Origin of the sequence: Massilia polaris (assembly GCF_012927275.1) — a bacterium.
GTDB classification, from domain to species: Bacteria; Pseudomonadota; Gammaproteobacteria; order Burkholderiales; family Burkholderiaceae_D; genus Telluria_A; species Telluria_A polaris.
Genome location: NZ_JABBGG010000010.1, coordinates 37,671 through 63,985 on the forward strand (window position 1 = coordinate 37,671; position 26,315 = coordinate 63,985).

The 26,315-nt window shown below is 65.9% G+C and carries 22 protein-coding genes; 16 read left to right on the top strand and 6 right to left on the bottom strand.

Annotation, left to right across the window (positions count from 1 at the left end; genetic code table 11):
• Positions 1-10: 10 nt before the first annotated feature.
• From HHL21_RS16830 to HHL21_RS16850, 5 genes are read left to right on the top strand one after another with little or no spacing between them, the layout of a single operon-like run.
• A complete protein-coding gene (locus HHL21_RS16830) occupies positions 11-571 on the top strand; it encodes a DNA-3-methyladenine glycosylase I (protein ID WP_169467973.1) in 561 nt (186 codons plus the stop codon).
• Complete coding sequence (gene mnmC1, locus HHL21_RS16835) at positions 550-2,241, top strand: FAD-dependent 5-carboxymethylaminomethyl-2-thiouridine(34) oxidoreductase MnmC1 (RefSeq protein WP_370659746.1); 1,692 nt, start codon at positions 550-552, stop codon at positions 2,239-2,241. The genes HHL21_RS16830 and mnmC1 overlap by 22 nt, the downstream gene beginning before the upstream one ends.
• A complete protein-coding gene (locus HHL21_RS16840; RefSeq protein WP_169467974.1) occupies positions 2,234-2,941 on the top strand; it encodes a sensor histidine kinase in 708 nt (235 codons plus the stop codon). The genes mnmC1 and HHL21_RS16840 overlap by 8 nt, the downstream gene beginning before the upstream one ends.
• A complete protein-coding gene (locus tag HHL21_RS16845) occupies positions 2,938-4,605 on the top strand; it encodes a response regulator (protein WP_169467976.1) in 1,668 nt (555 codons plus the stop codon). The genes HHL21_RS16840 and HHL21_RS16845 overlap by 4 nt, the downstream gene beginning before the upstream one ends.
• A 35-nt stretch (positions 4,606-4,640) precedes the next feature.
• Positions 4,641-4,955 (top strand): hypothetical protein, encoded by a 315-nt coding sequence (locus HHL21_RS16850; protein ID WP_206085841.1) that lies wholly within the window; start codon positions 4,641-4,643, stop codon positions 4,953-4,955.
• A 36-nt stretch (positions 4,956-4,991) separates the two neighbouring features.
• On the opposite strand, the gene HHL21_RS16855 is transcribed toward HHL21_RS16850, so the two are convergent.
• Positions 4,992-5,546 carry a PhaM family polyhydroxyalkanoate granule multifunctional regulatory protein gene (locus HHL21_RS16855; protein ID WP_169467978.1) on the bottom strand — a complete coding sequence of 185 codons (555 nt, stop codon included), beginning with the start codon at positions 5,544-5,546 and terminating at the stop codon, positions 4,992-4,994.
• A gap of 121 nt (positions 5,547-5,667) precedes the next feature.
• On the opposite strand from HHL21_RS16855, the gene HHL21_RS16860 reads away from it, so the two are divergent.
• The 5 genes from HHL21_RS16860 (at position 5,668) to HHL21_RS16880 (ending at position 12,683) form a co-directional block, all read left to right on the top strand.
• On the top strand, positions 5,668-6,825 hold the full coding sequence (locus tag HHL21_RS16860; protein ID WP_370659747.1) for a DUF3108 domain-containing protein: 1,158 nt from the start codon (positions 5,668-5,670) through the stop codon (positions 6,823-6,825).
• Complete coding sequence (locus HHL21_RS16865; protein WP_169467980.1) at positions 6,815-7,555, top strand: DUF3108 domain-containing protein; 741 nt, start codon at positions 6,815-6,817, stop codon at positions 7,553-7,555. Before HHL21_RS16860 ends, HHL21_RS16865 begins: the two co-directional genes overlap by 11 nt.
• A gap of 186 nt (positions 7,556-7,741) precedes the next feature.
• Positions 7,742-9,112, top strand: coding sequence for a hypothetical protein (locus tag HHL21_RS16870; protein WP_206085843.1), 1,371 nt, complete (start codon positions 7,742-7,744; stop codon positions 9,110-9,112).
• Positions 9,105-9,845, top strand: coding sequence for a hypothetical protein (locus HHL21_RS16875; RefSeq protein ID WP_169467982.1), 741 nt, complete (start codon positions 9,105-9,107; stop codon positions 9,843-9,845). The genes HHL21_RS16870 and HHL21_RS16875 overlap by 8 nt, the downstream gene beginning before the upstream one ends.
• Before the next feature lie 9 nt (positions 9,846-9,854).
• Positions 9,855-12,683, top strand: a complete 2,829-nt coding sequence (locus HHL21_RS16880; protein WP_169467984.1) for an AAA family ATPase — start codon at positions 9,855-9,857, stop codon at positions 12,681-12,683.
• Positions 12,684-12,718: 35 nt separating this feature from the next.
• Here HHL21_RS16880 and HHL21_RS16885 read toward each other — a convergent pair whose 3' ends face one another.
• A complete protein-coding gene (locus tag HHL21_RS16885) occupies positions 12,719-13,231 on the bottom strand; it encodes a CcdC protein domain-containing protein (RefSeq protein WP_169467985.1) in 513 nt (170 codons plus the stop codon).
• A gap of 111 nt (positions 13,232-13,342) precedes the next feature.
• Here HHL21_RS16885 and HHL21_RS16890 point away from each other — a divergent pair, with 111 nt between their 5' ends.
• Positions 13,343-13,507 (top strand): hypothetical protein, encoded by a 165-nt coding sequence (locus HHL21_RS16890; RefSeq protein ID WP_169467987.1) that lies wholly within the window; start codon positions 13,343-13,345, stop codon positions 13,505-13,507.
• Here HHL21_RS16890 and HHL21_RS16895 read toward each other — a convergent pair.
• Together HHL21_RS16895 and HHL21_RS16900 are read right to left on the bottom strand one after the other, a co-directional pair.
• The gene (locus HHL21_RS16895) at positions 13,504-17,904 is read right to left on the bottom strand and encodes a translocation/assembly module TamB domain-containing protein (RefSeq protein ID WP_169467989.1); all 4,401 of its coding nucleotides are present in this window, start codon (positions 17,902-17,904) and stop codon (positions 13,504-13,506) included. The genes HHL21_RS16890 and HHL21_RS16895 overlap by 4 nt on opposite strands.
• Positions 17,904-19,700 carry an autotransporter assembly complex protein TamA gene (locus tag HHL21_RS16900; protein ID WP_229496524.1) on the bottom strand — a complete coding sequence of 599 codons (1,797 nt, stop codon included), beginning with the start codon at positions 19,698-19,700 and terminating at the stop codon, positions 17,904-17,906. The genes HHL21_RS16895 and HHL21_RS16900 overlap by 1 nt, the downstream gene beginning before the upstream one ends.
• Before the next feature lie 138 nt (positions 19,701-19,838).
• Here HHL21_RS16900 and queC point away from each other — a divergent pair, with 138 nt between their 5' ends.
• A complete protein-coding gene (queC, locus tag HHL21_RS16905; protein ID WP_169467993.1) occupies positions 19,839-20,552 on the top strand; it encodes a 7-cyano-7-deazaguanine synthase QueC in 714 nt (237 codons plus the stop codon).
• A 3-nt stretch (positions 20,553-20,555) separates the two neighbouring features.
• Positions 20,556-21,299, top strand: a complete 744-nt coding sequence (locus tag HHL21_RS16910) for a metallophosphoesterase family protein (protein WP_169467995.1) — start codon at positions 20,556-20,558, stop codon at positions 21,297-21,299.
• 16 nt (positions 21,300-21,315) lie between these two features.
• Here the strand turns inward: HHL21_RS16910 and HHL21_RS16915 are convergent, their stop codons facing one another.
• On the bottom strand, positions 21,316-21,696 hold the full coding sequence (locus HHL21_RS16915) for a hypothetical protein (RefSeq protein ID WP_169467997.1): 381 nt from the start codon (positions 21,694-21,696) through the stop codon (positions 21,316-21,318).
• A gap of 199 nt (positions 21,697-21,895) precedes the next feature.
• Between HHL21_RS16915 and HHL21_RS16920 the strand changes: the two genes are divergently transcribed.
• From HHL21_RS16920 to HHL21_RS16930, 3 genes are all read left to right on the top strand, one after another.
• Entirely contained in the window at positions 21,896-22,066 is a 171-nt protein-coding gene (locus HHL21_RS16920; protein WP_169467999.1) for a hypothetical protein, read from the top strand.
• Positions 22,067-22,180: 114 nt separating this feature from the next.
• Positions 22,181-22,672 (top strand): hypothetical protein, encoded by a 492-nt coding sequence (locus tag HHL21_RS16925; protein ID WP_169468001.1) that lies wholly within the window; start codon positions 22,181-22,183, stop codon positions 22,670-22,672.
• 111 nt (positions 22,673-22,783) lie between these two features.
• Positions 22,784-24,742: a GAF domain-containing sensor histidine kinase gene (locus tag HHL21_RS16930; RefSeq protein ID WP_169468003.1), complete on the top strand. Its 1,959-nt coding sequence runs from the start codon at positions 22,784-22,786 to the stop codon at positions 24,740-24,742.
• A gap of 34 nt (positions 24,743-24,776) precedes the next feature.
• On the opposite strand, the gene HHL21_RS16935 is transcribed toward HHL21_RS16930, so the two are convergent.
• Positions 24,777-26,282, bottom strand: a complete 1,506-nt coding sequence (locus HHL21_RS16935; RefSeq protein WP_169468005.1) for a DUF3369 domain-containing protein — start codon at positions 26,280-26,282, stop codon at positions 24,777-24,779.
• Positions 26,283-26,315: the final 33 nt, after the last annotated feature.

The following is a 26,315-nucleotide window of genomic DNA, read 5'->3' on the forward strand; positions in this document are numbered from 1 at the left end:
TACTTCACCCATGACTCCGATCCGCTGCACCTGGGCCAATATGGCCAACCCCCGCTACGTTCAATATCACGACGAGGAGTGGGGCGTGCCCTGCCACGACGAGAACCGGCTGTTCGAAATGCTCAACCTGGAAGGCGCGCAGGCGGGCCTGAGCTGGGAGACCATCCTGAACAAGCGCGAGAACTACCGGCTCGCCTTCGATGGATGGGACGCCGAAAAAATCGCGCGCTACGGCGACGACAAGGTGGCCGAACTGCTGTCGAACGCCGGCATCGTGCGCAACCGCCTTAAGGTGGCCGCGGCCATCACCAACGCGCAGGCTTACCTGCGACTGCGCGGCGAAGGCAGTTCGCTCGACCAGCACCTGTGGGACTTCGTCGGCGGACAAGCGATCGTCAATTGCTTCCCGAATGGAGAGCGTCCGGCGAAGACAGAACTGTCGGACCGCATCTCCAAAGACCTGGCCAGGCGCGGCTTCAAATTCGTCGGCTCGACCATCATCTACGCCTACATGCAGGGCATCGGCATGGTCAACGACCACGACATGGCGTGCTTCTGCCGCACGGGGTGACAGGCGTGAACCTGGCGCCGCACTGGCGCGGGCGGGAGCGCTTCGTCATCCTCGATTCCGCGTGGGATAACGGTGAACGTTATCGCGCGATACTGGCCGCCTGGCGCGCCGACGAACAGCGGCCGCGCCGCCTGCATTACATCGCCATTGCCGACCCGGCATTGCCGGGCTTCCGGCGCATTCCCCAACCGGACGACCTCGTTACGCTCGACCTCCTGCACGCCGCGCCCGAACAGGCACTCGCGCAGCTCGATGCGCGCCCCGACGCGATTGTCCTGCATCGGCACGGCGCGGCCATGGTCCGTCCGTTGGCGAAGCTTGCAACGCCAGGCACGTTACTGTTTGCCGACGGTCTCAGCGAGGAGCAGGGCGAAGCGCTGGCGAAAGCCGGCTTTGTCCCGCGCGCCGGTGGCCCATCCATTTTCGCGAGCCGCAAGCCCTTCGCCCCGCGTTCGTCGCCTGGCGAGCGGCGCGCGATCGTCGTCGGCGCCGGCCTTGCGGGCAGCGCCGCCTGCGAGCGTTTATGCGCGCGCGGCTGGCAGGTGACATTGGTGGAACGCCACGCGCAGCCAGCGATGGAGGCATCGGGCAACCTGGCGGGCATCTTCATGCCGCTGCTGTCCAAGGACGACAATATCCCGACACGCCTGACGCGCGCCGCCTTCCTGTTCGCGCTGGACTACTGGGAAAAGCTGGGCGGTATCGGCCGCGCCATCGACGGCGACCAGTGCGGCGTGATGCAGCTGGCGCGCGACGCAGGGCACGCACAGGTACAACGCGGCATCGCGCAGCTGTGGGGCTATCCCGCCGAATTCGCGCGGTGGCTCGAAGCTGGAGAAGCAAGCAGCATGCTCGGCTCTCCGGCGCCAGACGGCGCATGGCTGTTCCGGAACGGCGGGTGGGCGCGTCCGGGCAGCGTTTGCGCGGCGATGCTGGCTGCCTGTGGCGACAGCTTGACCGCCCTGTTTGGCGCGGGCGGCATCCGGATCGAACGCTGTGACGGCCAGTGGCGGGTCATCGACGCCGCCGGCGCCGTCCTGGCGCAGGCTCCGGTCCTTGTGCTCGCGAATGGCATCGGGGCCACTGCCGTGAGCGAGGCGTCGGCACTGCCGCTGGCGAGCGTGCGCGGACAGGTTTCCCACCTCGATGAGAGCACCGCTCCGGCGCTGCCGTTCGTCTTGTGCCGCGAGGCTTACCTGACGCCGGCTTCCCATGGCATCCACAGCGCCGGTGCGACCTACGACCTGAACGACTCCGACCCGCAGGTGCGGCAGTCGAGCCATGACGAAAACCTGGCCAAGGTCCGCTCGCTGCTGGGCGACGAGAATATCGAGGCGCCCCTGCGCGGCCGCACCGGCTTCCGCTGCGTTGGCCCGGACCGGCTGCCGCTGGTGGGCGCGCTGGCCGATGCCACGCCGACCGGCCGCGCCGAGCGCCTGCGCGACCTGCCGCGCCATCCCGGCCTGTATGGACTGCTCGGTTATGCCTCGCGTGGCCTGATCTGGGCGCCGCTGGCGGCGGAACTGCTGGCCGCGCAGCTGGAAGGCGAACCGATACCGCTCGAACGTTCGCTGGCCGAAGCGCTCGACCCCGCCCGGTTCATGCTCGGCCGCGCGCGGAAACACGATATAGTGGCGTCATCCCCAAGTAGAGACGCCGCCAATGAATGAATCGCCTGGCTCGAACGAGCTGCCCCTGTTCCTCGCGTCCACCGCGCACGACATGAAAAACTCCGTCAGCGTGCTGGCCGGCACGCTGGAGAAGCTGCTCGTCGGCGCGTCGCCGGAGACCGAGGCGGCGTACCCGCAGATGGCGCACATGCTGTACCAGACCAAACGCCTGAACGACAACCTGATCCAGCTGCTGGCGCTGTACAAGCAGGTTGGCAAGCCCGACTATCCGTTCGACCTCCAGCCGCTGCAGGTCGGCGACTTCGTCGAGCAAGTCATCGCCAGCGTGCGCGTCCTGCTCGATTCGCGCGGCATCACGCTGGAGACGGAATGCGACCCGAACCTTGTCTGGCACTTCGACGAGGACCTCGTCATCGGCGTAGTGGGGCACGCCATCAACAATGCGGTCAACTACACGCATGACAAGATTCGCTTCGCGATCGGCGTCGTCGACGAGTGTCTCGAGATCCGCGTCGAGGACAATGGCCGCGGCTATCCGCAGGCGATGCTGGATGCGGGCGTGTCGGCCATGAGCGGGATTCACTCGGGCGTCAACTTCCTCACCAACAGCACCGGCCTCGGGCTCTATTTTTCCAGCGAAGTGGCGAAGATGCACAAGCACCGCCAGCGCAGCGGCGCAATCAGGCTGGAAAACGGCGGCGCCTACGGCGGCGGGTGCTTTGTACTGAGGCTGCCATGAGCGTCGCCAGCGTGGACGAACGGTCAGTGGACTGGGCCAGCAAGAACTACCTGGTAGTCGACGACTTTGTCGGCATCCGCCAGCTGCTGCGCGAAAGCCTGCGCAACCTGGGCGCGAAGAACATCGACCAGGCTTCATCGGGCGGCGAGGCGATGGGCATGCTGGCCAAGGTCCGCTACGACGTCGTGCTGTGCGACTTCAACCTCGGCGAGGGCAAGAACGGCCAGCAGGTCCTGGAGGAAGCGCGCATACGCAACCTGCTCCTGCCCAGCAGCGTGTGGCTGATGGTGTCGGCCGAGAAGAGCGTCGAATCGGTGATGGGCGCGGCCGAGCACCAGCCCGACGCCTACCTGATCAAGCCGATCACCGAAGGCATGCTGCTCACGCGGCTGAACCGAGTGTGGCACAAGAAGCAGGTGTTCCGCGCGATCGACCAGGCCTACGCCGAAAAGGACTACCTGCGCGCGGCGAAGCTGTGCGACGAGCAGATCGAAGCAAACAAGGTGCACGAAACAGAACTGCTGCGCATGAAAGCGGCGCTGATGCTCAAGAGCGGCGAACCGGAGAAAGCGCGCGAGGCCTACGAGCGCGTACTGAAGGAGCGCGAGTACCAGTGGGCGAGGGCGGGACTGGCGAAGATCCGCATGGCCAATGGCGAGCACGAACAGGCGCGCCAGATTTTCCAGGGCGTGATCGCCGAGAACCGCAACTACATCGATGCGTATGACCAGATGGCGCTGGCGCATCAGCACATGGGCCAGCCCGAGGCGGCCTGCGACGTGCTGGAGCGCGCCGCCAGGCTGTCGCCAAATTCGGTGCAGCGGCAGCGCAGGCTGGGCGAGGTGTCGCTCAAGCTGGGAAATATCGGCGTGGCAGAGAAGGCCTTCCGCAAGTGCATCTCGATCGGCGAATACTCGGTCACGAAAACGGTCGATGCCTACTTCGGCCTGGCGCGCGTGTGCGGCCAGAAGAACGAAACCAAGGAAGCGCTGCTACTGCTGGCGGCCGCGCGGCGCGATTTTCCGGACGAGGACATCGAGCTGCGCGCCAAGATCACCGAGGGCCTGGTGTACCACGAGAGCGGCGACTTCCGCCGCGCGCGCAAGGCCGGCGACGAGCTGGAGGAGATGCTCAATGCCGACCCGGCGCGCCCGGACACGGCGACCTGCATCGAGCTGGCGACGCTGCTGTTTGCCGTGGGCGTCAAGGATGCGCCGGCCGAACTGCTGTGCTACGTCATCCGGAACAACCACGACAACATCTTGCTGCTCGACGAAGTGCAGCGCATTTTCGACAAGGCCCGCCTTGGCGATGAGGGCGAGCTGCTGATCCGGAAGTCGCGCAAGGAAGCGACCGACATGATGAACCAGGGCGTGCTGCTCTGGAAGACCGGCAAGCTGCCGGAAGCGGTGGCGTGGATGCGCGACGCGCGCGCGGCGCTGCCGAACAACCTTCGCATCCTGTTCAACGCGGCCCAGATCCTGATCTCGCACATGCAGGCGCATGGTTACGATGCAGACCTGTCGGCCGAGGCGACCGGGGTGCTGCTGCACGTCGATAAGATACAGCCGGGGCAGCAGCGCTTCGCGCAGCTGATGGAACAACTGGCGGCGCTGACGCCAGCGCCACCGGACCACGCCGCGGACGAAGCCGCGCAGGACTGAACGATGGTCCAGGTCTCAACACGAGGAGGTTGATTATGCATCCAATGAAATCCACCCTTGCCATTGTCATGGCATCGGCCCTCGCTTTCCCGGCGATTGCGCTGGCCGGCGATAATGGAAAGCGCTGGTCGCGCAGCGAATGGAAAGAGGAATACCGGGACGGCCCATGCGAGGTAAAGCGGGAGTCGAAGAAGGGTGAATTCAAACGCGAAGTCAAGTGCAAAGACGGCGTGGGCGCGCGCTGGCGCGGCGAGTGGAACAGGGAATTCCGCGATGGCCGGTGCTTCGTCAAGCAAGAAGCCAAGCGCGACGAATTCAAGGAAGAAGTGAAATGTGAAACAGGCCGGTAGCGGCGCACCACCGCTGTCCGCGCCTGTCCTTTTTATTCAGCCGCCTGATTTCCCTGCACGGGGCTTGCGCTTGGTCGTTGCGAGGGCTGATTCAACCATCGAGTCCACCACCGACTTGCCCATGTCGGCGCCCGGCATCGCCGCCGCCATCTTTGCGGTCGCCTCGGTCATCGCCTCGGGCGATATCGCCGAGCTGACCGCCAGCTTGAACTGGTCCTGGAGCATATTCCACCAAGCGGCAGGATCGGCGAACTGCGTCGCAGCCGCGCCGGCCGCGCCCGCCTGACCTTCTTTGCCGGGAGCCGGTTGCGCTGCCGCCTTGGCAAACGCGTCGCCCATCGATTTCAGCGCAGCCAGCGTCCCGCGCTGCACTTCCAGCGCCTGGATGGTCCCGCGCACCATCGACGAATTGAGTGCAAGCCAGGCTTCGACCGCCTTCAAGTCGGTGATTTTCTTGTCGAGGTCGTCGACGGAAAGGGTCGGCGCAGCCATGCCGGGCACGCCCATCCCGCCCCACAGATTCTTGACGAACTCGAGTGTGTCGGTGACGGCGCCGGCGCCGGACATGTTTGGCATAGCAGAATTTGGCATCTTGTCTCTCCAAAGAATCGAACCCTAAGCGTAGCAGATTATGCAAGCGGCGCTCAAACGAATCTTATGAAAAAACCAAGCGGCATCGCTGGCTCGGAGTAGTGTTCAGCGGAAATTCGCTGTGCCGCGTTACACTAGCGACATGACCTTTGCCTTGCCATCATTCCGTTTGCGCCTGCCTTTGCTGATCGGCGCGACGCTGCTGCTGCACTATGTGGCGATCGGCTGGGTCGGAAACGGCATGGGATTGCAGCAGCGAAGCGAGCCAGCCGCGCCCGCGCCTATCGTGGCGCAGTTGCGCGCACCGCCTCCGCCGGTCCGGCAGCCAGCGGCTGCGGATGTGGCGCCAAAGCCGCCGCCGAAGCGAAGAATCCCGGCGCCGATCAAGAAAGCGGCCCCAGTGGAAGCTGTGGCGCAGGAGGAGCCAGCTCCAGCCGCGCCAACTCCGGCCGCGCCTACTCCGGCCGCGCCTACTCCGGCCGAGCCTACTCCGGCCGAGCCGGAAGTCGTGCCCGAAACGCCGGTCGTGGCCGAGGAAGTCCCGGCAGAAGAACCGCCAGCCGAAGCGCCTGCCGCGCCGCTGCCGCGCCAGTACAAGGCCAATGTGCCGCCGTCGTCCCACCTGGCGCTGGAACTGGAACGTATTGACGCCAAAGGCACGCTCTGGCACGGCGTGGCCGAGATGTCGTGGAAGGTCGATGGCGGCAGCTACGCGATGACGTTCGATGCCGGGATCAGCATGCTGGTCACCAGGGTCAACCTGCTGTCGCTGGCCAGCGAAGGCAGTGTCGGCGAGGGCGGTTTCGTGCCGCGCGTGGCCACCGAAAAGCGCCGGGGCCGGGCGCAGACCGCGACCCACTTCAACAACGAGCAAGGCAGCATCACGTTTTCGGCCTCGCAGAATGCGGCCCCTCTGGTGGCGGGTGCGCAGGACAAGGCCACGCTGCCGCTGCAGCTTGCCGCGATCGCGAGGGCCGATCCGGCGCAATTCGAGGGCGGCCTCGAAATTACTGTCGGCGAAGAGCGCGCCGCAAGCGTTTATACATTTGTAGTGGTGGGCCAGGAAGAGATCGAGACGAAGCTGGGCAAGCTGCAAACCTGGCGGCTGTCGCGCCCTCCCAAGCCTGGCTCTTACAATTCACGCCTTGACGTGTGGCTGGCGCCTGGCCGGGGATGGTATCCGGTCCGCATCCGCAACACAGAGGCCAGCGGCGCAGTGACCACGCAGACGGTTGCGCATATCGTAGTCACAGATTCGGGAACAGCAAATGCACAGTAAGGTCATCAGAACGGCCCTGGCGGGAACGGCGCTTGCGCTGTCGGTGGCCGCGAGCCACGCGGCGCCGGCGCGCGCCTTCGACCTGCCGCCATCGGCGGACCTGAGGTACGCGATCAAGGCCGTACAAAAAGGGCTGGCGCTGGACGGCGAAGCGACCGTCAAGTGGCGCGCTGGCGATGGTAAATACACGCTGTCGAGCGAGTCGCGCGCGTCCATCCTCGGCAAGATCAACGAGAACCGCAGCGAAGGCCTGGTCGACGAGAACGGTCTCGCGCCCGAAACGTTCACCGAGAAGCGCTTCCGCAAGGACCCGTACAGCGTCACCTTCGACCGCGATTCGCGCACCATCCGCTTCACCGAAGGGGAGCAGAGCTACCCGATCAAGGGCGGGGAGCAGGACCGTGCCTCGGTGCCGTGGCAGCTGTCGGCCATGGCGCGCGGGATGCCGGGTAAATTCGTCCCGGGTTCCGAATGGCGCACCGTCGTCGCCGGCCGCCGCGATGCCGAGGCGTGGGTATTCAAGGTCGCCAGGACGGAAAAGCTGCGCACCCCGATGGGCCAGCTGGACGCCGTCCACCTGGTCAAGGAGCCGTCGTCCGGCACAAAAGAGCAGCAAATCGATATCTGGCTGGCGCCGGCGCACGAGTGGTATCCGGTGAAAGTGCGCTTCAGCGACCATGACGGCGGCGACGTCGTCGAACAAACCATTGCCAAAATCACAAGGCGGTAAGTCACCATGGGGGTCAGGTCTGGCATTCGGACACGGGCCCAGGCGCAAGGCGCCTGAGGCCCGTGTCCGAATGCCAGACCTGACCCCCATGGTGGTGTTGCTTTGGGGGATGGTTTTGGTTCTGGTTGCCCGGGCTTAACTGATATACTGACGCCCCGTGTATGAGTTAAAGAAATGCCCGAAACAATGATGGAATTAACGGCAGGTGTGGCCTCGGCCGCGGAAATACTGACAATCGGGCAAGACGACGCGGATTCGCTGCAGGCGCATTTCCACGCCGGCATCGCCGCCGATGAAATCGAGCAGGTTTTCCACCTCAAGCGCGCCCAGCCGACCTTGACGGCGTTCACCGCGCTGTTCCACGGCGGCTTCGACGGCGTGCTGATCCGCCTGCTGGTGCTGCGCGAACTGGCGTCGGACACGGCCAGCGCCGGATTTTCGCGCTCCGATATCAATCAGAAGCTCGCTTACCTGATTCCCGAGAGCCTCGAGACCGTGCTTGGGCGCCTGCGCTCGCACGGCCTGCTGGCGTGGGACGCGTCGGCCGCCGTCTACCGCATCACGCCGATGGCGCGCAACGTGCTGTCCTCGCTCGACACCATGCTGTCGATGGGCCAGGCCGACGACGAAGCCGAAATGGGCTTCCTGCTGTCGCAGGTCGCGGGCGCGCAGGCGGTCGGCGGCGTCACCGTCGAACAATTGAAGCACCTGCTGGGCCGCCTGGTCGACCTGACCGAGGAGTTCCGCGATGCGATCGCCTCCGGTTCCGAATTCCGCCTGCGTACCTCGCAGGCCAAGTGGCACATGGCCTGCGACTGGGTCGAGAAGGGCTCCGAGATCCTGCGCGCGATCACCTCCGACGAGCGCGCCGACTCGGCCACCCACAAGGCGGCGCAGGCGATCGGCCGCGCCCAGAGCGCGCTGCTGAACATGCAGGGCATGTTCTCGCGCGCGCTCAACCAGATCGAACGCCAGCGCGTCCACCTCGGCCAGTCCGGACTGTCGACCACCGACGTCAAGCGCTGGCTGCTGGCCCACGACGACCTGTCCTCGCTGGCCCAGGGCGCAATCGACCGCCCGGTGGTGCCGCTGTTCGGCACCCCGGCCGAGATGATCGACGTGGCCGAAACCGAACTGCTCACCGAGCGCAGCGCGGTGGCCGGCCCGGCCGGCCTTCCGGAGGGCCAGGATGCGCCGCTGACCGTCAACGATGCGCCTGCCATCCAGGTCGAGCTCGACGACTGGCTGGCGCGCCTGTCCGATTTCGCCAACCTGGGTAACTTCCCGAGCTTCTCCGAAGAGGGCCCGAAATCGGTGCCGATCCAGGATTCGCTGCTGCCGGCCAGTTTCGCGGTGGCGTCCTACCGCGCGTCGATGCTGCCGCTGCTGGGCGACGCCGCCGAGGCCAGCCTGCAGGGTGCCACCGCGCAGCTGGCGCGCCTGCCCGTGACCTTCACCCCGACCGACGAAATGGTGCAGCTGGACGATCCGCACGTCGCTGCCATCTCGATTGCGACCCTCTCACTAGACCTCGAAAGCGGCCCGCCAGATGAATGACGATTCCCAAATCCTGATTGCGCGCCTGCTGACGCACCAGACCCTGCGCCGCGACGACAAGATGGTCAAGCGCGTGCTGTCGGACGAGCAGTTCCGCGCCGAAGTCGACAAACGCCTGCTCGAATCGGGCCTGAAGCTGCTCGATAACGTCTACGCCGACCACGTCACGCTGGCGCTGCACCGCGCGGTGGAACCGAAGATCTTCGGCGCCAAGGACATCTGGCAGAACAATAACTTCGGCCTGACGCGCGACGGCGTGGCGCTGCTGGTGGTGCTGTGGGCGCAGATCATCCTGCCCAAGCGCGAACGCCAGGAGACCCACCAGAGCGCCGACGACGACCAGACCGACCTGTTCGGCAAGGAGAAACCGATGCCGCGTGCGGAAGATACCTCGATCGGTATTTCGTACACCGCGCTGCTGGCCGACTTCGGCGAAAAGCTCGGCAAGAAGACGCGCATGGACATGAACCTCGGCACGCTGTCCAAGCTGGGCTTCATCGAACGGCGCGGCGACGTGATCCTCGAAGGCCCGCTGCTGGACCTGATGATGGACACCGACATGCTCAAGGAGCGCATCATCAACGGCGCGCTGGCCGACGTGTTCAAGCGCGCGCCGCTGGCGGTGGCGCCGGCGCGGCGCGCTGCCGCTGAAGAAGTGGCAGTCCAGGAAGCGCCCGTCGCCGAAGCGGACCTTGACGCCGATGCCCCCGATGCCATCGACACCCCAACCTGAGGCTAAGCCATGTTCCACATCAAATCACTAGAACTGGTCCATTGGGATTACTGGCAGCGGATCAAGAACATCCCGCTGGACGCGAAGATCATCACCATCGCCGGCCAGAACGGTTCGGGCAAGACCACCTTGCTGGATGCGCTGCGCACCCTGTTCGGCCTCGATTGCTCGATGGGCCGCACCTACAAGCACTATGCGCGCCACTCCGGCCAGCAGACCGCATGGATCCGCGCGGTCGTCGACAACAAGGCCGTCGGGCGCCAGCTGTCGAACCGGCCGTTCCGCAGCTCCGGTTTTTTCAGCGACGATGAAGTCACGCTGTTCTGCCAGATCCAGAAAAACGGCGGCGACTGGAAGCGCCAGTACCTGATGCGGCCGGGGAACGTGCAGATCGAGGAAGTCACCGAAGCGACCGACTGGCTCGGCGTCGAGAACTACCGCAAGCGCCTCGCCAACGCCGGCCTGTCGCCGGCGATGGCAAAAGTGCTGGCGCTCGAGCAGGGCGAAACCGACAAGCTGTGCGAATACGCGCCGCGCCAGCTGCTCGACCTGGTGTTCCAGGTCTTCGGCGACAAGGAAGTGCTGGACGCCTACGACGAGGCCAAGCGCCACCAGCGCGACACCGAGACGGAACTGAAGCGCTTCGAATCCGAATTGGAAGCTTCGCGCACCAACCTGGAAGGCCTGCGCCTGCGCGTGGCGAACTACCACCAGTGGGACGACCTGCATAAGGAGCGCCGCAACTTGCTGGAAGAAGTGCTGCCAAGCCTGCAGTACCACGAGGCGCGCGAGAAGGCGTCTTCAGTCAGCCGTTCGCTGCGCGATGCGCGCCGTCCGCTGGCGCAGGCAGATTCGCAGCTGACCGAAAAGCGCAACGCGGTCGCGGCACAGGCGCGCGCACTGACCGACGCACAGCAGCAGGAAACCCTGCTGGAACAGGAAGCAGCCGCATTGGCGAGCCGCCTGACCCAGCTTAACGGCAAGCTCAAGCCGCTCGACAGCCTGCTGGAACAGAAGGAACGCCTGCAGAAGCTGGCGCTTGACGCTGGCGCCGACATCGCCGAAGTGGCGGCCCAGCTGGACGCGAAGGAAGCCGAACTGGCGCGCCAGAAGCAGGCCCGCGAAGCCATCTCGGCCCGCATCGCTTCCGAAATGTCGACCATCTCCGCATTGCAGGGCAAGACCGCGATGCCGGAACCGGAAGCGGTTCGCGGCATGCGCCGCGCACTGCGCGACGCCGGCATCCCGCATGCGATGCTGTCCGATATTGTCGAGGTGACCGACGCGAAATGGCAGGGCGCAGTCGAAGGCGTGCTCGGTGGTTATGCGTCGGTGGTGCTGCTGGAACGCGCCAGGGACGCCGCCGCGGCCTACCGCCTCGCCGAAAAGGAACGCTACCGCCACTTCATCGTGCCGGAATGCGTCGATGCGCCGCAATCGCAGGACGACAGCCTGCTGTCGGTGGTGCGCTTCTCCGCGGCCGCTCCTTCATGGCTGATCGACCAGCTGTCGCGCATCAGCCGGGTCGACTCGGTCGACCAAGGATTCCGCCTGTCGAAAGACGAAGAGTGGATCACGCCGGACGCCTACCACCGCGAACGCCGCGGCGGCCGCTCGCTGTTCGTGGAAGCGTCGCGCTACCGCTTCGGCCAGGCCGGCCGCACCCAGCGCATGGAAGCGATCCAGAAGTCGCTGCCGGCACTGGAAGCGCAGGAAGACACGCTGACGCTCGCGATCAGCAAGCTGGCGGCGGAAGTGGGCGCGCTCAAGGGCCGCATCGCCGGCGTCGACGCCGCCAAGGAACTGGCCGCGCGCCAGGCCGAGTTCGAGGAAGCGCTGCGCGGCATCGAACCGCTGAAGGCGGAACGCCTTGAAGTCGGTTCGCGCCTCGGCGAGCTGCAGTCGCTGACCAAGGCCGCGACGGTGACGCGCACCCGCGCCGACACCACCTGGCAGAACGCGCGCATGGCGCTGTCGGAAGCCGAAGCGGGGCTGCGCCTTGGCCACCGCCGCCAGATCGAACAGCGCGCCGAACACGCGCAGGCGCTGCTTGAGCTGCGCCGCACCTGGCGCCACCTGCCGAAGAGCTGGCGCCGCAGCGCGCGCCGCGCGTCGCTGGTATCCGAGCACCAGAACTCGCACCAGGTCGACCTGCGCGTCACGTCGCTGCAGCATTCGCTGGCGCGCGACGACTGGGAGCTCGATGCAACTGTGATCGACCAGTATCAGCGCCTGAACGACCAGCTGCACGGTCGCCAGTCGGAAACCGACGAACGGCGCTACCAGAACAACCGTGCGATCGAAGCGACCGGCAATGCGCGCGGCGCCTACATCGAGCGGCTGCGCTATACGATCAAGACCTACAGCAAGAACATCAGGGAACTGGGCGAGCTGGCGGGTATCGACGTGCATGCCGATCCGGTGCGGCTGGAGAACGACGATGTGCAGCTGTCGCAGGCCGGCCTGCACGTGCGCTTCAAGTTCGACGGCAAGGACCAGATCGGGATGAACGACGGCGAAGCGTCGGGCGGCCAGCAGGTGATGAAGTCGCTGGTGCTGCTGATTGGCTTGCTGAAGTCGGAAGAGGGCTCGGGCGGCTTCGTGTTCATCGACGAACCGTTCGCCCACCTGGACATCCGCAATATCCAGCTGGTCGGCGAGTTCCTCAAGAACACCGAGGCGCAGTACCTGATGACGACGCCGCTGACGCACAACACCGACGTCTACGATCCTTCCGAACTGACGCTCATCACCAGCAAGAAGAAGAAGGATATGCCGTGGGCGCAGCCGATCTTCGTGCTGCAGCGCCGTACCCCGGACGCAAAAGCGGCTGCCTGAAAGCAGCCGCGCGATCGCATGAAGCCGTTGCCAGCTTAATCGCTGGCGGCGGCTTTTTTCATGGCGTAGCGCCAGCGCAGCATGCCGGCCGAGTAGGCGCCGAAGTAGCCGGCGAAGACGCCCAGGCAGACCAGCGTCAGCGGGCTGTCGGTAAAGCGCGGCAGCGTGTTGGCGCTGCCCTGGTTGACGAATATTTCGAGGCCGACATAGATGATCCGGCCGACGAACAGCATCGCGACCAGCATGCCGAGGCGCTCATTCGGCGTGAAGAAGTAGCCTTCAGGCGTGACTTCGTAGCGGGTCTTGCGCAGGCCCCAGATGCCGTAGGCGGTGCCCGCCGCCGTGCCGACCGCCAGCCAGCCGAGCGACGCCGGTTGCGACAGCAGTTCCGAGCCCGGCACCAGCACCATCGCGGCGAACACCGCCAGGCCGGTCCAGTGGCGCGACATGACCGACTGCTGGCGCGCCATCATGCGCTTCAGGCGCGCGTAGACGCGCCACATCAGCAGCGGTACCAGGATGAGCAGGACGATGGTTTGAATGTTCATGGCGTGTCAAAGTTTTAAAGAGCGGCAATTGTAAACCAAGGCCGCGTACCGTACGCCCGCCCATGGCGGCCCATGGTAACGTCATGGTTTAATGACAACCGAGGGTCGACCATGAATCCAGCCGCCGTCGAAGCGCACCGCGCCCCGGAACCGCAGGGCCCCATCGATGAACCGACGCCCGAGCCGTTCGATAATCCGCATCCCCACCATCCGCCGGTTCATACGCCGCAAAACGAGGACCCGATCCCGGATCCCAACCCGGAGACCCTGCATTAATCGAACGCCCACGAATACAGTACGTCCAGGGCGGTGTTGGTGCCGGTCTGGAATTGCAGCGTCACTCTCGGATTGAGCTTGTAGCGAATGCGCACCAGGCTCGATGCCGACGTCGCGCCCTGCTCGAAGCTCAGGTAGGCGCGCGACGACAGGCGCTTGCCGACCGTGACCACGGTGCTTTCAAGTCCCTTGGCCTGCGACACGCCCAGTTCGTCCACGCCCAGCGAGGTGGCGAGGCGCGACTGGAAGCCGCCGCTGCCCGAACCGCCCAGCAGAGCGCTGGCCGCGGCGCTCAGGACGCCGGCCTCATTGCCCGAGGTGCCTTCGATGCCGTGTCCAAGCACCAGCCATGACAGCTTTTCGCTGTCCGGCACCGACGGCGTCGACACCAGTTTCGCCACCGGCGCCAGCGCCGTTCCGCGCACCTCGACGCCCGCCTCGACATTGGTCTCCGACAGCGTCTCGCCTTCCGGACGCTTGCGCACCGCGCGGATGTTCAGCGACGGGTTGTCGTAACGCCCGCTGAAGGTCAGGATGCCGCGTTCGATGGACAGCTTCTGGCCGTATGCGGCGTAATTGCCGCTGACGGCGCGGATGGTGCCGTTGACGCGCGGCGCACGGTTGTCGCCGGTGCGTACCCGCACCGTGCCTGCCAGTTCGGCATCTGCGCCCATGCCGCGCATGCGGAACGCGTCACCCAGGTCGATCTCGATATCGGCGGCAAGCGGCATCGCCGCTTTCTCGCGCGCCCTGGCGGCGGCGCTGGTGCGGCCCAGTACGATGACATCGTCCGACAGCGTCGGGCGCCCTTGCGGCGCCAGTTCGACCAGCGCGCGGTCGACGCGGAACTTGCCGTCGACATTGAAGCTGGTCGCGGTGCGGTTGACGGTACCCGTTCCGCTGACGACCACGGTGCGGTCAGGCCGCGACAGCGCTTCCAGCTTGTTGGCCACCAGCTTGAGCTGCATCGTGGCTTCGCCTCCGGCAAAGCGGATCGCGCCGTCGGCCACCGCATTGCCCTCCACGCCGTCGAAGCTGAGGCGCTGCAGCAGCATCTGGTCGCCCGCCAGCTGCGCGCGCAGCTGGCCGTTGCGCAGCCGGACGCCCTGCTCGGGCCAGCGCACCGCCATGGCGTCGCCGTTGATCGTGCCGTTCAAGGCCGGTGCGCCGATGGTGCCAGCCGCGGTCAGCGCGAGCTTCATCGTGCCGTCCAGTTCCAGTCCCGGCTGGCCCGTCAGCGGAGCCATCCATGCGATCGACGCCATGTCGGCGCTGGCCGACAACCGCAGCGGGCTGCCGGTGCCGAGCCTTCCGTTGACCAGCTGGGTGGTCGCGTCGATGCGCGCGGCGCCGGCACGGGTGCCGTCGACTTCGACCCGGGTGCGCAGCGCGCCGCCGGCCACATCGGCGCGCAGGTCGAGCGTGCGCAGGCCGAGCACCACCGGCACGTCGGCGCCGACAATCAGGTCGCCTTTTTCGCGGAACACGTGGACCATGCCGGACAGTTGCGGAACGCCGCCCGCCACCGCGGCGGTCTGGAGGTCGAGCCCCCATTCGCCGCCCAGCGCGAGGTCGCCGCGCATGTTCTCGCGCAGCGCGGACGAAAACTGGGCGAGGTAATTGAGCGGCACGCCGGTCGCCGCGCCTTTGCTGCTCCAGCGCGGGCCGTTCTTGGCCAGCGAGGCGATGTTGATGGTGCCGGCGGGCAGGGCGATCACCGCGCCGTTGAAGGCGATCTGCTGCGGCCGCATCAGGCCCATCGCGCCCGCGCCCGGCGCTACGGCGAGGCGCAAGGGCACCGGCTGCGCCAGCGTCATGGCGTAGCGGCCGCGGTTCTGCAGGCTGCCGATGACGCCGGCCCACGCATCGCCAGTCCAGCCGCCGCGCGCCTGGACGGCGACATCGAAGGCTTCGCCGCGCGCCGCGAGGCTGAGGGTGTGCGCGGCGCGCGTGCCGGTCGTTTGCAGGCGCGCGCTGTCGATGCGGGTGTCGCCGCTGGTGTAGCCGGTGATTTCGACGTTCGACACCATCGGCGTGGCGCCGCCCTGGCGCGCGCCGATGTTTGCGCTGGCGCGCAGCGCCTTGACCTGGTGTCGTCCGAGCAGCTTGACGTTCTGGCCTTCCAGCGAAGCCGTCAGCGCGGGCGCCTGCGCGGTGCCGGACAGGGTGCCCGAGCCGCGCAGCAGGCCGCCATAGTCGCCGCCGAGCACCGCGAGCTGCGGCGCATCGATGCGCCAGTCGAGGCGGTCCGATGGCGCGCCGAACTTGCCGTTCGCCGCGATCACGTTCGGCCCGATGTGCAGGTCGACGTCGGCGCTGGAGATGCGCTGCGCGCTGCCGCCAAGACGTGCATGTCCCCACAGCGGGGCGTTGGACAAGGTCGACTGTTCGAGCACGACGCCGGCCGTGCCATTCCAGTCCTTTCCGAGGCGTCCGCTGGCGTCGAATTTGCCGTTGATGCTGCCGGCCAGCGGCGAACCGAAGGCCGCCGGGTCGAAGCCGCGTGCGGTGCCGCTGGTCCTGAGGTTGATGTCGCCTGCGGCCAGCCATGCATCGCCGCTCGCATGCAATACGCTGTTACCGGTTTTGCGGCCCTTCCGGGCGAAGCCGAGACCGCGCGCGTCGGCCACGAAGGTGGTGCGCGGCGCTTTCATCGTGCCTGTGATGACGCCGTTGGCGGCTAGCGCGCCATCCAGGTCGCTGCGCAGCGCCGACAGCTGGCGCGCATCCAGCTTCCACAGCAGCCGTTCGCCGGGCGCGCCGAAGCTGCCGCGCAGGTCGACCGCGTTCTGGCCCATCGCGAAGCTGGCATCCACGCCGGTGATCTGCTTCGCGTCCGCGTTGAACCTGCCTTTGCCGGACAAGGGCTGCCCGAACAGCCGGCTCGGGCGCAGCGTGAAGCTGGACGCTACTTGTAATGAAGGCGACAGCGCGCCGCTGGCGTTGACCAGCGCATTGATGTCGGCGGCAGGGAAGTCGCCCAGCGCCGCGGGATTGAAGTGCACCGCAGTCGCGCCGATCCTGAACTCGCGTTTATCTTCAAGGCTTGCGGTGCCCGCGAGGTCGAGATGGCCGCTGCCGGCCGTCAGCCGGGCGCGTTTGATCTCCAGTATCTGTTTGGCCAGGGTAGCCTGCGCATCCAGGCGCATGCCGCGCTCGGAAAGCTGCGCGCCCAGCGTCTGCACGTCGCCGGTGCTGGTGAGCTGGATATCGCCGGCAATCGCCGTCGCCTTCATGGTGCTGTACACGGACTTCAGGTTGATGCGGTCGGTATGCAGCTTGAACTGGGCGCTGCCGATGCCTTTGTCGTCCGGGCCGCGCTGTACTGTGCCGCCCCCGGAAAATTTGCCCGCGGCGCCAAGGTCGAGCAGCACGTCGTCGATCTGCATCGCCGCCAGCGTGCCACCGAGGCGTCCGCGCATTGCCAGCAGCGGCAGCAGCTGCTTGTCGAGTGGGCCGACCTTGCCGTCGTTGGCGATATCGACGGTGCCCGAAATTGCCCTGGCCGGATCGATGTTCGCATTGATCGCCATCGACAGGTCGGCGGCGGGCAGGGCGGGGTTGAAGAAGCCGGGATTGATGTTGCGACCCTTGAGATTGAGCGCGCGCAGCGGAACCGGTTCGAAAGGCGCCAGTGTCAATTTCATGTCGCCGACTGCCTTGCCGGCCTGGCCGGCCGCATTGACCTGGGTCTTCACCAAGTCGCCGCCCGCGCGCACCGACAGCTGCGCCGGCGCATGGCCCGCCTTGACCTGGGTCTGCACCAGGGTGCCGGCGGCATCGAGCTTGAACGGCCGTGTGGACTCGATACTGCCGCTGGCGGCGGCGCGGCCCCATGGCGTGAGGGCGCTGGCGTCGCGCAGTTCCCACTTTTGCTTGTTGCCGTTTAACTTGAAGCGCACGTCGTCGATGATGGTCTTCACGCCGGCGTTGGTCATCGTCAGCTGTGCCACGCGCGCATCGGCGATCGACAAGATGAACGGCGGCGCCAGCGACACCGGCATCTTTGCCGGCTCGTCCTTTTCGCGCAGCGTATCGACCTTCACGCTGGCCACGTGCAGCTTGCTGATCGCAATCCCGCTCGACAGGTACTGCCACGGCGACCAGTCGATATCGAGTTTTTGCGCGGTGATCAGCTGTTCGGGACTGCGGTAGACGACGCTCTCCATGTGCATCGAGCTATACAGCGAACCGGTGACGCCGGTGACGACGATGCTGCCGCCGCTGGCGTCGGCGACCCGCTGCACGATCATCTGCAAGGTAGTCTCGCGGCCCAGGTACCAGTAGGCGCCCGCCAGCAGCGCGCCGGTGGCGGCGACGCCGATGGCGAGGTTGCGCGGCCAGCGGCGCTTGTGCGCAACCGGCGCAGGTGGTGATGTGGTTTCTTCAGTAGTCATCAGAACGTGAACCCGACGGAGAAATGCAGGCGTGCTTCCTTAACCGCCTGGCCATAGGCAAGGTCGACGTTGATCGGGCCGACCGGGCTGCGCCAGCGCGCGCCGATGCCGTAGCCGAACTCCGGCTTCAGGTCTTTGAAGCGGTCGGCAGCGTTGCCGGCGTCGACGAACACTGCCACGCCCCATGGCGGCTTGAACCAGTACTGGTATTCGACGCCCCCGGTCAGCAGGTAGCGCCCGCCGACGACTGCTTCGCCTTCCTCGACGCCCAGCTGCTGGTAGCCGTAGCCGCGCACCGACTGGTCGCCGCCGGCGCGGAACAGGAAGGTGCCCGGCACGCCGCGCTTGTCCTTCGAGCCGAGCGCGCCGGCTTCGGCGCGCAGGATCAGGGTGGAGTCGACCGAGATCGGGCGGTAGTTAACGAAGCGCGTGTACGCGCGTACGAAGCGTTCGTCGGTCAGCACCGGCAGCAATGCGCCGCCGAGCTGCGCGTTGATGACGTAGCCGCGCGTCGGCAGCACCAGGTTGTCCAGTTCGCGCCTGGTGATGCTGTAGGTGAGCGGCAGGCTCTTGCTGTTGCGCGACAGCTGGCCTTCGACTGTCTGTTTTTCGGACAGGTATTCGAAGGTCAGGCTGCGTTCCAGCAGCGGCGTTCCCCATGCGCGCCGTACCGCGACGGTGGCGACATTGGTGATTTCGCCGCGCAGGTCGTTGCGCTCGAAGCCCGCGCCGAAGCTGTCGTTGTAGCCTTTGGCCGTGGTCGGGAGGTAGAAGTCGGCGCGCGCCGCCTGCCGTTTGGTCTCCGCGATGACCTGGCTTTTCATGCGCAGTCCGTAGACGTTCAGGTCGTCGTAGTTGACCTGTGCGCGGGCGCCGGTGTTGGTCGAGTAGCCGAGACCGACGGACGCGTTGCGACGCTTGTTTTCGGTGACGCGCACCAGCACCGGCAGCACTTCGGGGCCGGATGGCTTGGCCGCTGGCGCGCCTTGCTGCTGCTCCTTCAGCTCCTCGATGTTCTCTTCCAGCGCCGCCGCGCTGTCGGCCGAGACTTCGACGGTACTGAAGTAGCCGGTGTCCTGCAGGCGCGCCTGGAACGACTGCAGCGCCGCTTCGCTGTACTCGTCGCCCCGTTTGATCTGGTTGAGGTTGGTGACGATCCGTTCAGGGTAGCGGCTCAGGCCTTCGATGCGCAGATCGCCAAGGCGCACTTCGGGGCCGCTGTCGACCACCACGTGCAGCAGCGCGCGGCGCACGTCCGGATCGACGGTGGCGCTGGTCTCGGCCAGCTGGGCGCGCGGATAGCGCGTCTGCATCACCTGGCGCAGCAGGTTGCGCTTGGCCGCTTCCCAGTCGGCCTGGCGAAAGCGTTCGCCCACGTTCAGGGTCCAGTTGTTGCGCAGGGTGGCCGGATCGAATGGCTTGCTGCCTGCGGACAGCGGCTCGAAGCCGCGCAGCACCAGGTCGACGTCGCCGACCAGCACCGGCTCGCCCGGGTCGACAATCACGCGCGCCACCGGCACCGTGGTGCTGGTATCGAGGCCGGCGCTGACCTTGGGCGAGTAATAGCCTTCGGTGGCGATCAGCGTGCGGGCCTGCTCCGGCGCGTCCTTGACGAGGCGCTGCAGCTGTTCGAGGTCGAGGCGCGGGTTGCCGCGCCAGCGCACCAGGTCGAGGTTGTCCTCGAGGAGATCGTCGAGACGGCCTGGCGCATCGATTTGCACGGTGTAGTCGATGGCCTGCGCGCACACGCTCCCAGTGGCAGGCAGTGCGAACACGATGATGGCAATCTGTGCCAAAATTCGTGTTCGCCCCGCCGGCACTGAGCTTATTGTTGGTCTTGCGTGAAACATGTCTATCCGTCTGGGAAAATGTTGAAGCATATTACCGGATCGGCAAAAATGATGGCGAACGTCTAACACTCTGGAACCCAAAACATGCATCAATCCGACAGCGCGCTGGTCTTGTTCAGCGGCGGACAAGACTCCACCACCTGCCTGGCCTGGGCCCTCGAGCGTTACGCGCGGGTCGAGACCATCGGTTTCGACTACGGCCAGCGCCACGCGATCGAACTGGCGGTGCGGCCGGCGGTACTGGCCGGCGTGCGGGCCCTGACGCCCGCGTGGGACGCGCGCCTCGGTGAAGACCACATGATCGACCTGTCCCTGATCGGCAAAATCTCGGACACCGCGCTCACCAGCGATGTCGAGATCGCGATGCAGGCGAACGGCCTGCCCAACACCTTCGTCCCCGGCCGCAACCTGATGTTCATGATGGTCGCGGCCACGCTGGCTTACCGGCGCGGCCTGACGGTGCTGGTCGGCGGCATGTGCGAGACCGATTTCTCGGGCTATCCGGACTGCCGCGACGACACCATGAAGGCGCTGCAGGTCGCCCTCAACCTGGGCATGGCGACCCGCCTGAAGGTCGAGACGCCGCTGATGTGGATCGACAAAAAAGAGACCTGGCAGCTGGCCGAACAAACCGGCGGCGAGGCGCTGGTCGACCTGATCCGCACCGATACGCACACCTGCTACCTCGGCGAGCGCGGCGCGCTGCATCCGTGGGGTTACGGCTGCGGCGCCTGCCCGGCGTGCGAACTGCGCGCCCGCGGCTACCAGCAATATGTGCAGTCCAAAGGCGCCGGCTAAGGCATGCGGATCGCGCTGCTGACCGACCTGCACGCCAACCGCGAAGCGCTTGACGCCTGTCTCGCGCACGCGGCCGGGCAGGGCGCCGACAGGTACGCCTTCACGGGCGACCTGGTCGGTTACGGCGGCGATCCCGCGCGCGTGCTCGACACGGTGATGGAGCACGCGGCGCGCGGCGCCATCGTCGTCAAGGGCAACCACGACGAAGCCACTGCGGGCGGGCCGCGTCCCGGCATGCATGCCGAAGCGCGCGAAGTGATCGCCTGGACGCGCGGGCAGCTGCGTCCGGAACAGCTGGCGTTCCTCGATGCGCTGCCGCTGACCTTTGAACTTGGCAGCATGATGTTCGTGCACGCCAGCGCGCACGAACCGCAGCGCTGGGAATACGTGATGGGACTGGTGGAAGCGGAACGCAGCCTGCGCGCGAGCCACAGCCGCATGGTGTTCTCCGGCCATGTGCATGCGCCCGCGCTGTACCGCCGCGCCGATGACGGCCGCATGGGCGCGCACGCGCCGCAGGCCGGGACAAGGGTGAAGATCGAGGCGCGGCACCAGTACCTGGTGATTCCCGGTTCGGTGGGCCAGCCGCGCGACGGCAACTGCGCTGCGTGCTACGCGATGTACGACGACGAGTCGCGCGAACTGACTTACTTCAGGGTGGCTTACGATCACGGCGCCGCGGCGCGGCGCGTGATCGCGGAAGGCTTGCCGATCGTGTTTGCGATGCGGCTGGTGGAAGGCATTTGAACCCTGCATTCCACCCTTAGACTGCGGGCGCTTCGTCCTTGATGCGGTTGCGGCGCGAGCGGCTGACGAAGAACCAGATGATCGCGACCGGGATCAGGATCGGCAGCAGCAGCGGCGACACCGCCAGCAGCCCGAGCGACGCGGCCAGCGCCAGTGCACCCACCAGCAGCACGCCGACTCCGGCAAACACCACCACCAGCAAGGCCCCGACGCACAAGGCGACGATGGTGCCGATGATCAGTCCCAGGCTGCCGAACAGCAGGCCGAGCAGGGCGCCCAGCGGGCCGTCGAACTCGTCGCCGTCGATGTCCATGTGGAAGCCGCTGGTATCGGCGAGCATGTCCCAGGCGATCAGTGCGACCAGGAACAGGATGATGAACGGGGCGATCTTTTTCATGGCAGGACCTTTGGGTTGTGTCGTTGGTATGGCTCCACTGTAGCCACGCCCATATGCATCAGCCACCGGATTGCGACAGACTGCATTTTTGACGGGTCGGGCCAGCAAAAATGCGTGACGAAGAGGCGCCGCCAGCTTCGTCCCTTGTAAAACCGGGAACATTTCCTATACTGAATGCCTGGGTTCCTGGAGTGATCCGATGCTATACGACTACCTTGGCGAAAAGGGCCCGCCGTCGGCGCCGCCTGCCGTGCCGCCCATCATCATCAACCCGTTCAGCTACCACACGCCGCGTCCGGCGATCGACCCGGCCATCGCGCCGGCGCGCCCGCCCCTGCGGCCCCCATGCTTGCCGAGCATCCGCGCCTGAGCTGAGTGATCCTAACTACCTGTAAACACGGATGGTTTTGGCCGTGCGCCAGTGTGCGCCCGGAGAAATTCGACTATCATGCCAAGCTCTGATGTTTATTAGCAAAGTTACCCGATGATCGATGATGGACCTGAAGTGCCGGACGACGAGCCCATCCAGGAGGCGCGTGTCTGGCAAGGCAACGGCTGGACTGCCCGCGTTATCAAGAACGAAGACGACGAAGGCTGGGCGGTTGCAATGATCAAGGACGGCGAGCCGGAACCGGCGCTGGTCGGTCCCTGGACGATGGGCCGCGACAAGAAAAACCCGAAACCGCTCGACACCAACGCCTTCAATACGCTGGTCAAGACGGCATCCGAGGTGCTGCGCCGCCACGAACAGCAACTGCACGCGCAACTGCACAAGAGCACCGTCGTCGCGACCGCCGAAGCCGTCATCAAAGTGACGCTCGACATCGTCCCGGATGATGACCACCCGTACGCGGTGCTGACCGCGATCGACGAAATGGGCGACCAGCTGGCCCAGGAACGAGTCGCCGCCAGCTTCAAGCTGTCGCCAGCCAGCGCCGCCGCCTGGGTCGAATCCGGCTTCCGCGCGCCGCGCTAGTTGCCGCTGTGCGAAATCGGGGCGCCGCCCCGATGATAGTCGGCGATCTTGCTTCGCTTTTCACCCCTCTCCTGATAGTATTTCCCGAGTGCATTAGAAAAGGGACTATTGATGGAAAGCCGTCTTAAACGCCTCGAAGCGGTACAAGCCATGGTGCTGGAAATCGGCCAGTTGTCGACCTCGTGCGTCGACATCACCGAATTCATCCGCGCCGTGCACCGCGCGCTCGGACGCATCATGTACGCCGCGAACTTCTATGTGGCGCTGAGCGACCGCGAGGACGGCACCGTCCGTTTCGTCTACTTCGTCGACGAGCGCGACGAGACGCCGGACCCTGCTGAAAGGGTCACCCTGGCCTCGCCCGACCAGTCCCCCACCGCCTGGGTGATCCTGAACCGGCGCAACATGGTCGTGACGGCAGACGAATTCAACGCGCGCGGCGGCGCCGACGGCGGCGGCTGGGGGCTGGGCAGCATGTCCGAACACTGGATGGGCTGCCCGCTGCTCGACCAGCAGCACCAGGCGCTGGGCGCGATCGTCATCCAGAGCTATACCCCGGAACACACCTACAGCGACGAAGACCAGGCCCTGTTCTCGCTGATCGCCAGCCATGTGTCGAACGCGCTGCAGGGACTGCAGAGCATGGACCGGCTGGAACGCGCGGTGCAGGAGCGCACCGCGCTGCTGGCGCATGAAGTGGCCGAGCGCCGCCGCGCCGAGACGGTGCAGCACGCGCTGTATGAAATCGCCAGCCTGTCGGCGTCGGCGATCGAATCGGACAAGCTGTCGGCCGCGCTGCACCGCATTATCAGCGACATGATCGTCGCCGACAACTTCCTGATCGCCCTGTACCATCCTGGCACCGGCGAAATCAGCATTCCCTACTTTGTCGACCAGAAGCACGACAGCGCGCCGGTTGCTCGCTTCCGCTACGGAGCCGGCATGAGCTCATACGTTTTGTCGAGCAAGCGGGCCAGCCTGCACGACGGCGCCAGCTTCGCCAAGCTGGTGGCCGACGGCGTCGTCAACGAGCCGCTCGGCTGCACCGATATCGCCAGCTGGATGGGCGCGCCGATGCTGGTGCACGACCAGGCATACGGCGTGATCATCGTCCAGAGCTACGACCCGGCCATCATCTACACAGCGGCCGACCTCGAGCTGCTGGCCTTCATGGCCAGCCACGTGGCGGTGGCGCTGGCGCGCATGCAGGCCGGCCAGGCCATCCGCAAGTCCAAGGAACGGCTGGAAGAACAGAACGCCGCGCTCAATTCGGCGCTGACGGCATTGCAGGAAGCGCAGTCTGAACTGGTGCGGCAGGAAAAACTGGCGTCGCTGGGGCGCCTGGTGGCAGGCGTCGCGCACGAGATCAATACGCCGCTCGGCATTTGCGTGACGGCGACCAGCCACCTGGTCCAGGAGCTTAAGCTCACGCGCGAGGAACTGGAAGCGGGCGAGCTGACCGAGGACAGCCTGCAGCAATTCCTGGAGATCATCGACCAGTCGCTGCGCATACTCACGACCAACACGCAGCGCGCGGCGGCGCTGGTGCGCAGCTTCAAGCAGGTCGCGGTCGACCAGTCATCGGACGACATCCGCACGTTCAGGCTGAAGAGCTACCTGGATGAAGTGCTGCTGTCGCTGCAGCCGAAGCTCAAGGGCCGGCCGGTGAAAGTGGAAGTGGCGTGCGCGGACGATCTCCATCTGGAGAGCTTCCCGGGCGCGGTGTCGCAGATCGTCACCAACATGGTGATGAATTCGCTGGTGCACGGGTACCAGCGCGAACAGGCGGGCAAGATCCGGATTTCGGCGGTGCTGGAGGACGATACGGTGGTGTTCGAGTACAGCGACGATGGCGCCGGGATGGAGCCGGAGATGCTGGCCAAGCTGTTCGACCCGTTCTTTACGACGCGGCGCGGGCAGGGCGGCAGCGGGCTTGGCGCGCACATTTTGTACAACCTCGCGACCGGGCCGCTGGGCGGGACCGTGAAGGTGGAAAGCGCGCCGGGGATGGGGCTGCAGTATGCGTTGCGGTTCCCGCGCAGCAGGCGGGAAGTGAAGGCCGCGGCGTAAACGTCGTCGTTCCCGCCAATGGCGGGAACGACCGTCAGTCCGGCCAGTTGCGGTTGATTTCCTGCGCCTTGTCGATATTCTGGATCAACAACTCGACATATTGCGGGTCAAGGTGGCGTCCGGCGACTTCGCGCATGTGGCCAACGACCTGCTCGATCGGCCATGCTTCCTTGTAGCAGCGCTTGTGGCTCAGCGCATCGAACACGTCGGCCACCGCCACAATGCGTGCATACTTGTGGATGTCTTTGCCCTTCAGGCCTTGCGGATAGCCGCTGCCATCGTACTTTTCATGGTGCTGGTGCGCGATCACCGCGGCCGCCTTCAGGATCGGCCGCGTCGAGCCATCGAGGATCGACAGCCCCACCGTCGGGTGCTGCTTCATGATTTCCCACTCGTCCGGCGACAGCGCGCCAGGCTTGAGCAGCACCGCGTCCGGCGTGGCGATCTTGCCGATGTCGTGCATCGGCGCGGCGTGCATCAGCACCGCCGTTTCGTCGTCCGGCAAGCCGGATGCCTGCGCCAGCAGGTGGCAGACCTGCGACATGCGGCGCACGTGGTTGCCGGCTTCGTTCGAACGCGATTCGACCACGTCGCCGAGGCGCAGAATCAGTTCGGCCTGGGTATCGGTAATCTCCTGGGTCAGCAGGATGTTGTCGAAAGCGATCGCGACGCCGGAGCAGAAGACTTCCAGCAACTGCGCGTCGATTTCGGAGATTTCTTCCACGCCCTTGAGCACCAGCAGCGATGCCTTGCCGCTGCTGTTCGGGAAGTAGCCGACGTAGGTGTCACCCTGCAGCTTGGATATCCGGTTGCTGCGCGCCTCGTCGAGCTGGGCCATCAGTTCAGGCCCGAGCATCTCTTCGCCGATATCGCCGATCTGCGCGAGGACTTCGTATTCGGCGTCGCCGGCCAGGATGCTGGCACCGGAAATGCGCAGCAGCATGCTTTGCTCAAGGCGCAGCAGCGCCACGACCTGCTGCAGCAAGCCGCTGGCGAAGTCCTTCAGGTTGCGCTGCTGGAAAATGTGGGCCGAGGCGGCGATCACGCGCTCGAGGCCTTCGCGGTAGGTCAGCTGCACGCGGCGGGCGTCTTCCACCTTCATGATGTCGCGGTAGGCGCGCAGCGCGGCGAAGGTGGTGGTGAACAGCTTGGTGCGATCGAGCTCGGTCTTTTCCTTGTAGTCGTTGATGTCGTAGTTGACGATCACGCGCTCTTCCGGCGCCTGGCCCGGCTGGCCGGTGCGCAGCACGATACGGGTAAAGGTGTTGTTCAGGTCTTCGCGCATCCAGCGCGCCACTTCGAGGCCGCTGTCTTCGTTCTCCATCACCACGTCGAGGAACACCAGCGCGATGTCCGATTCACGCGCCAGCACTTCCTTGGCTTCCGTGCCGCTGTAGGCGTGCAGGAAGGAAAGGGCGCGGCCATCGAGCCGGAACCGGTTGAGCGTGAGCTTGGTAATGTCGTGGATATCGGGCTCGTCGTCGACGAGCAGGATTTTCCACGGCGCTAGCTTAGGCGTAGCAGAGGACAAGAATGACATGATTGCGATTCCGGTAATGTTTCGACTATACGC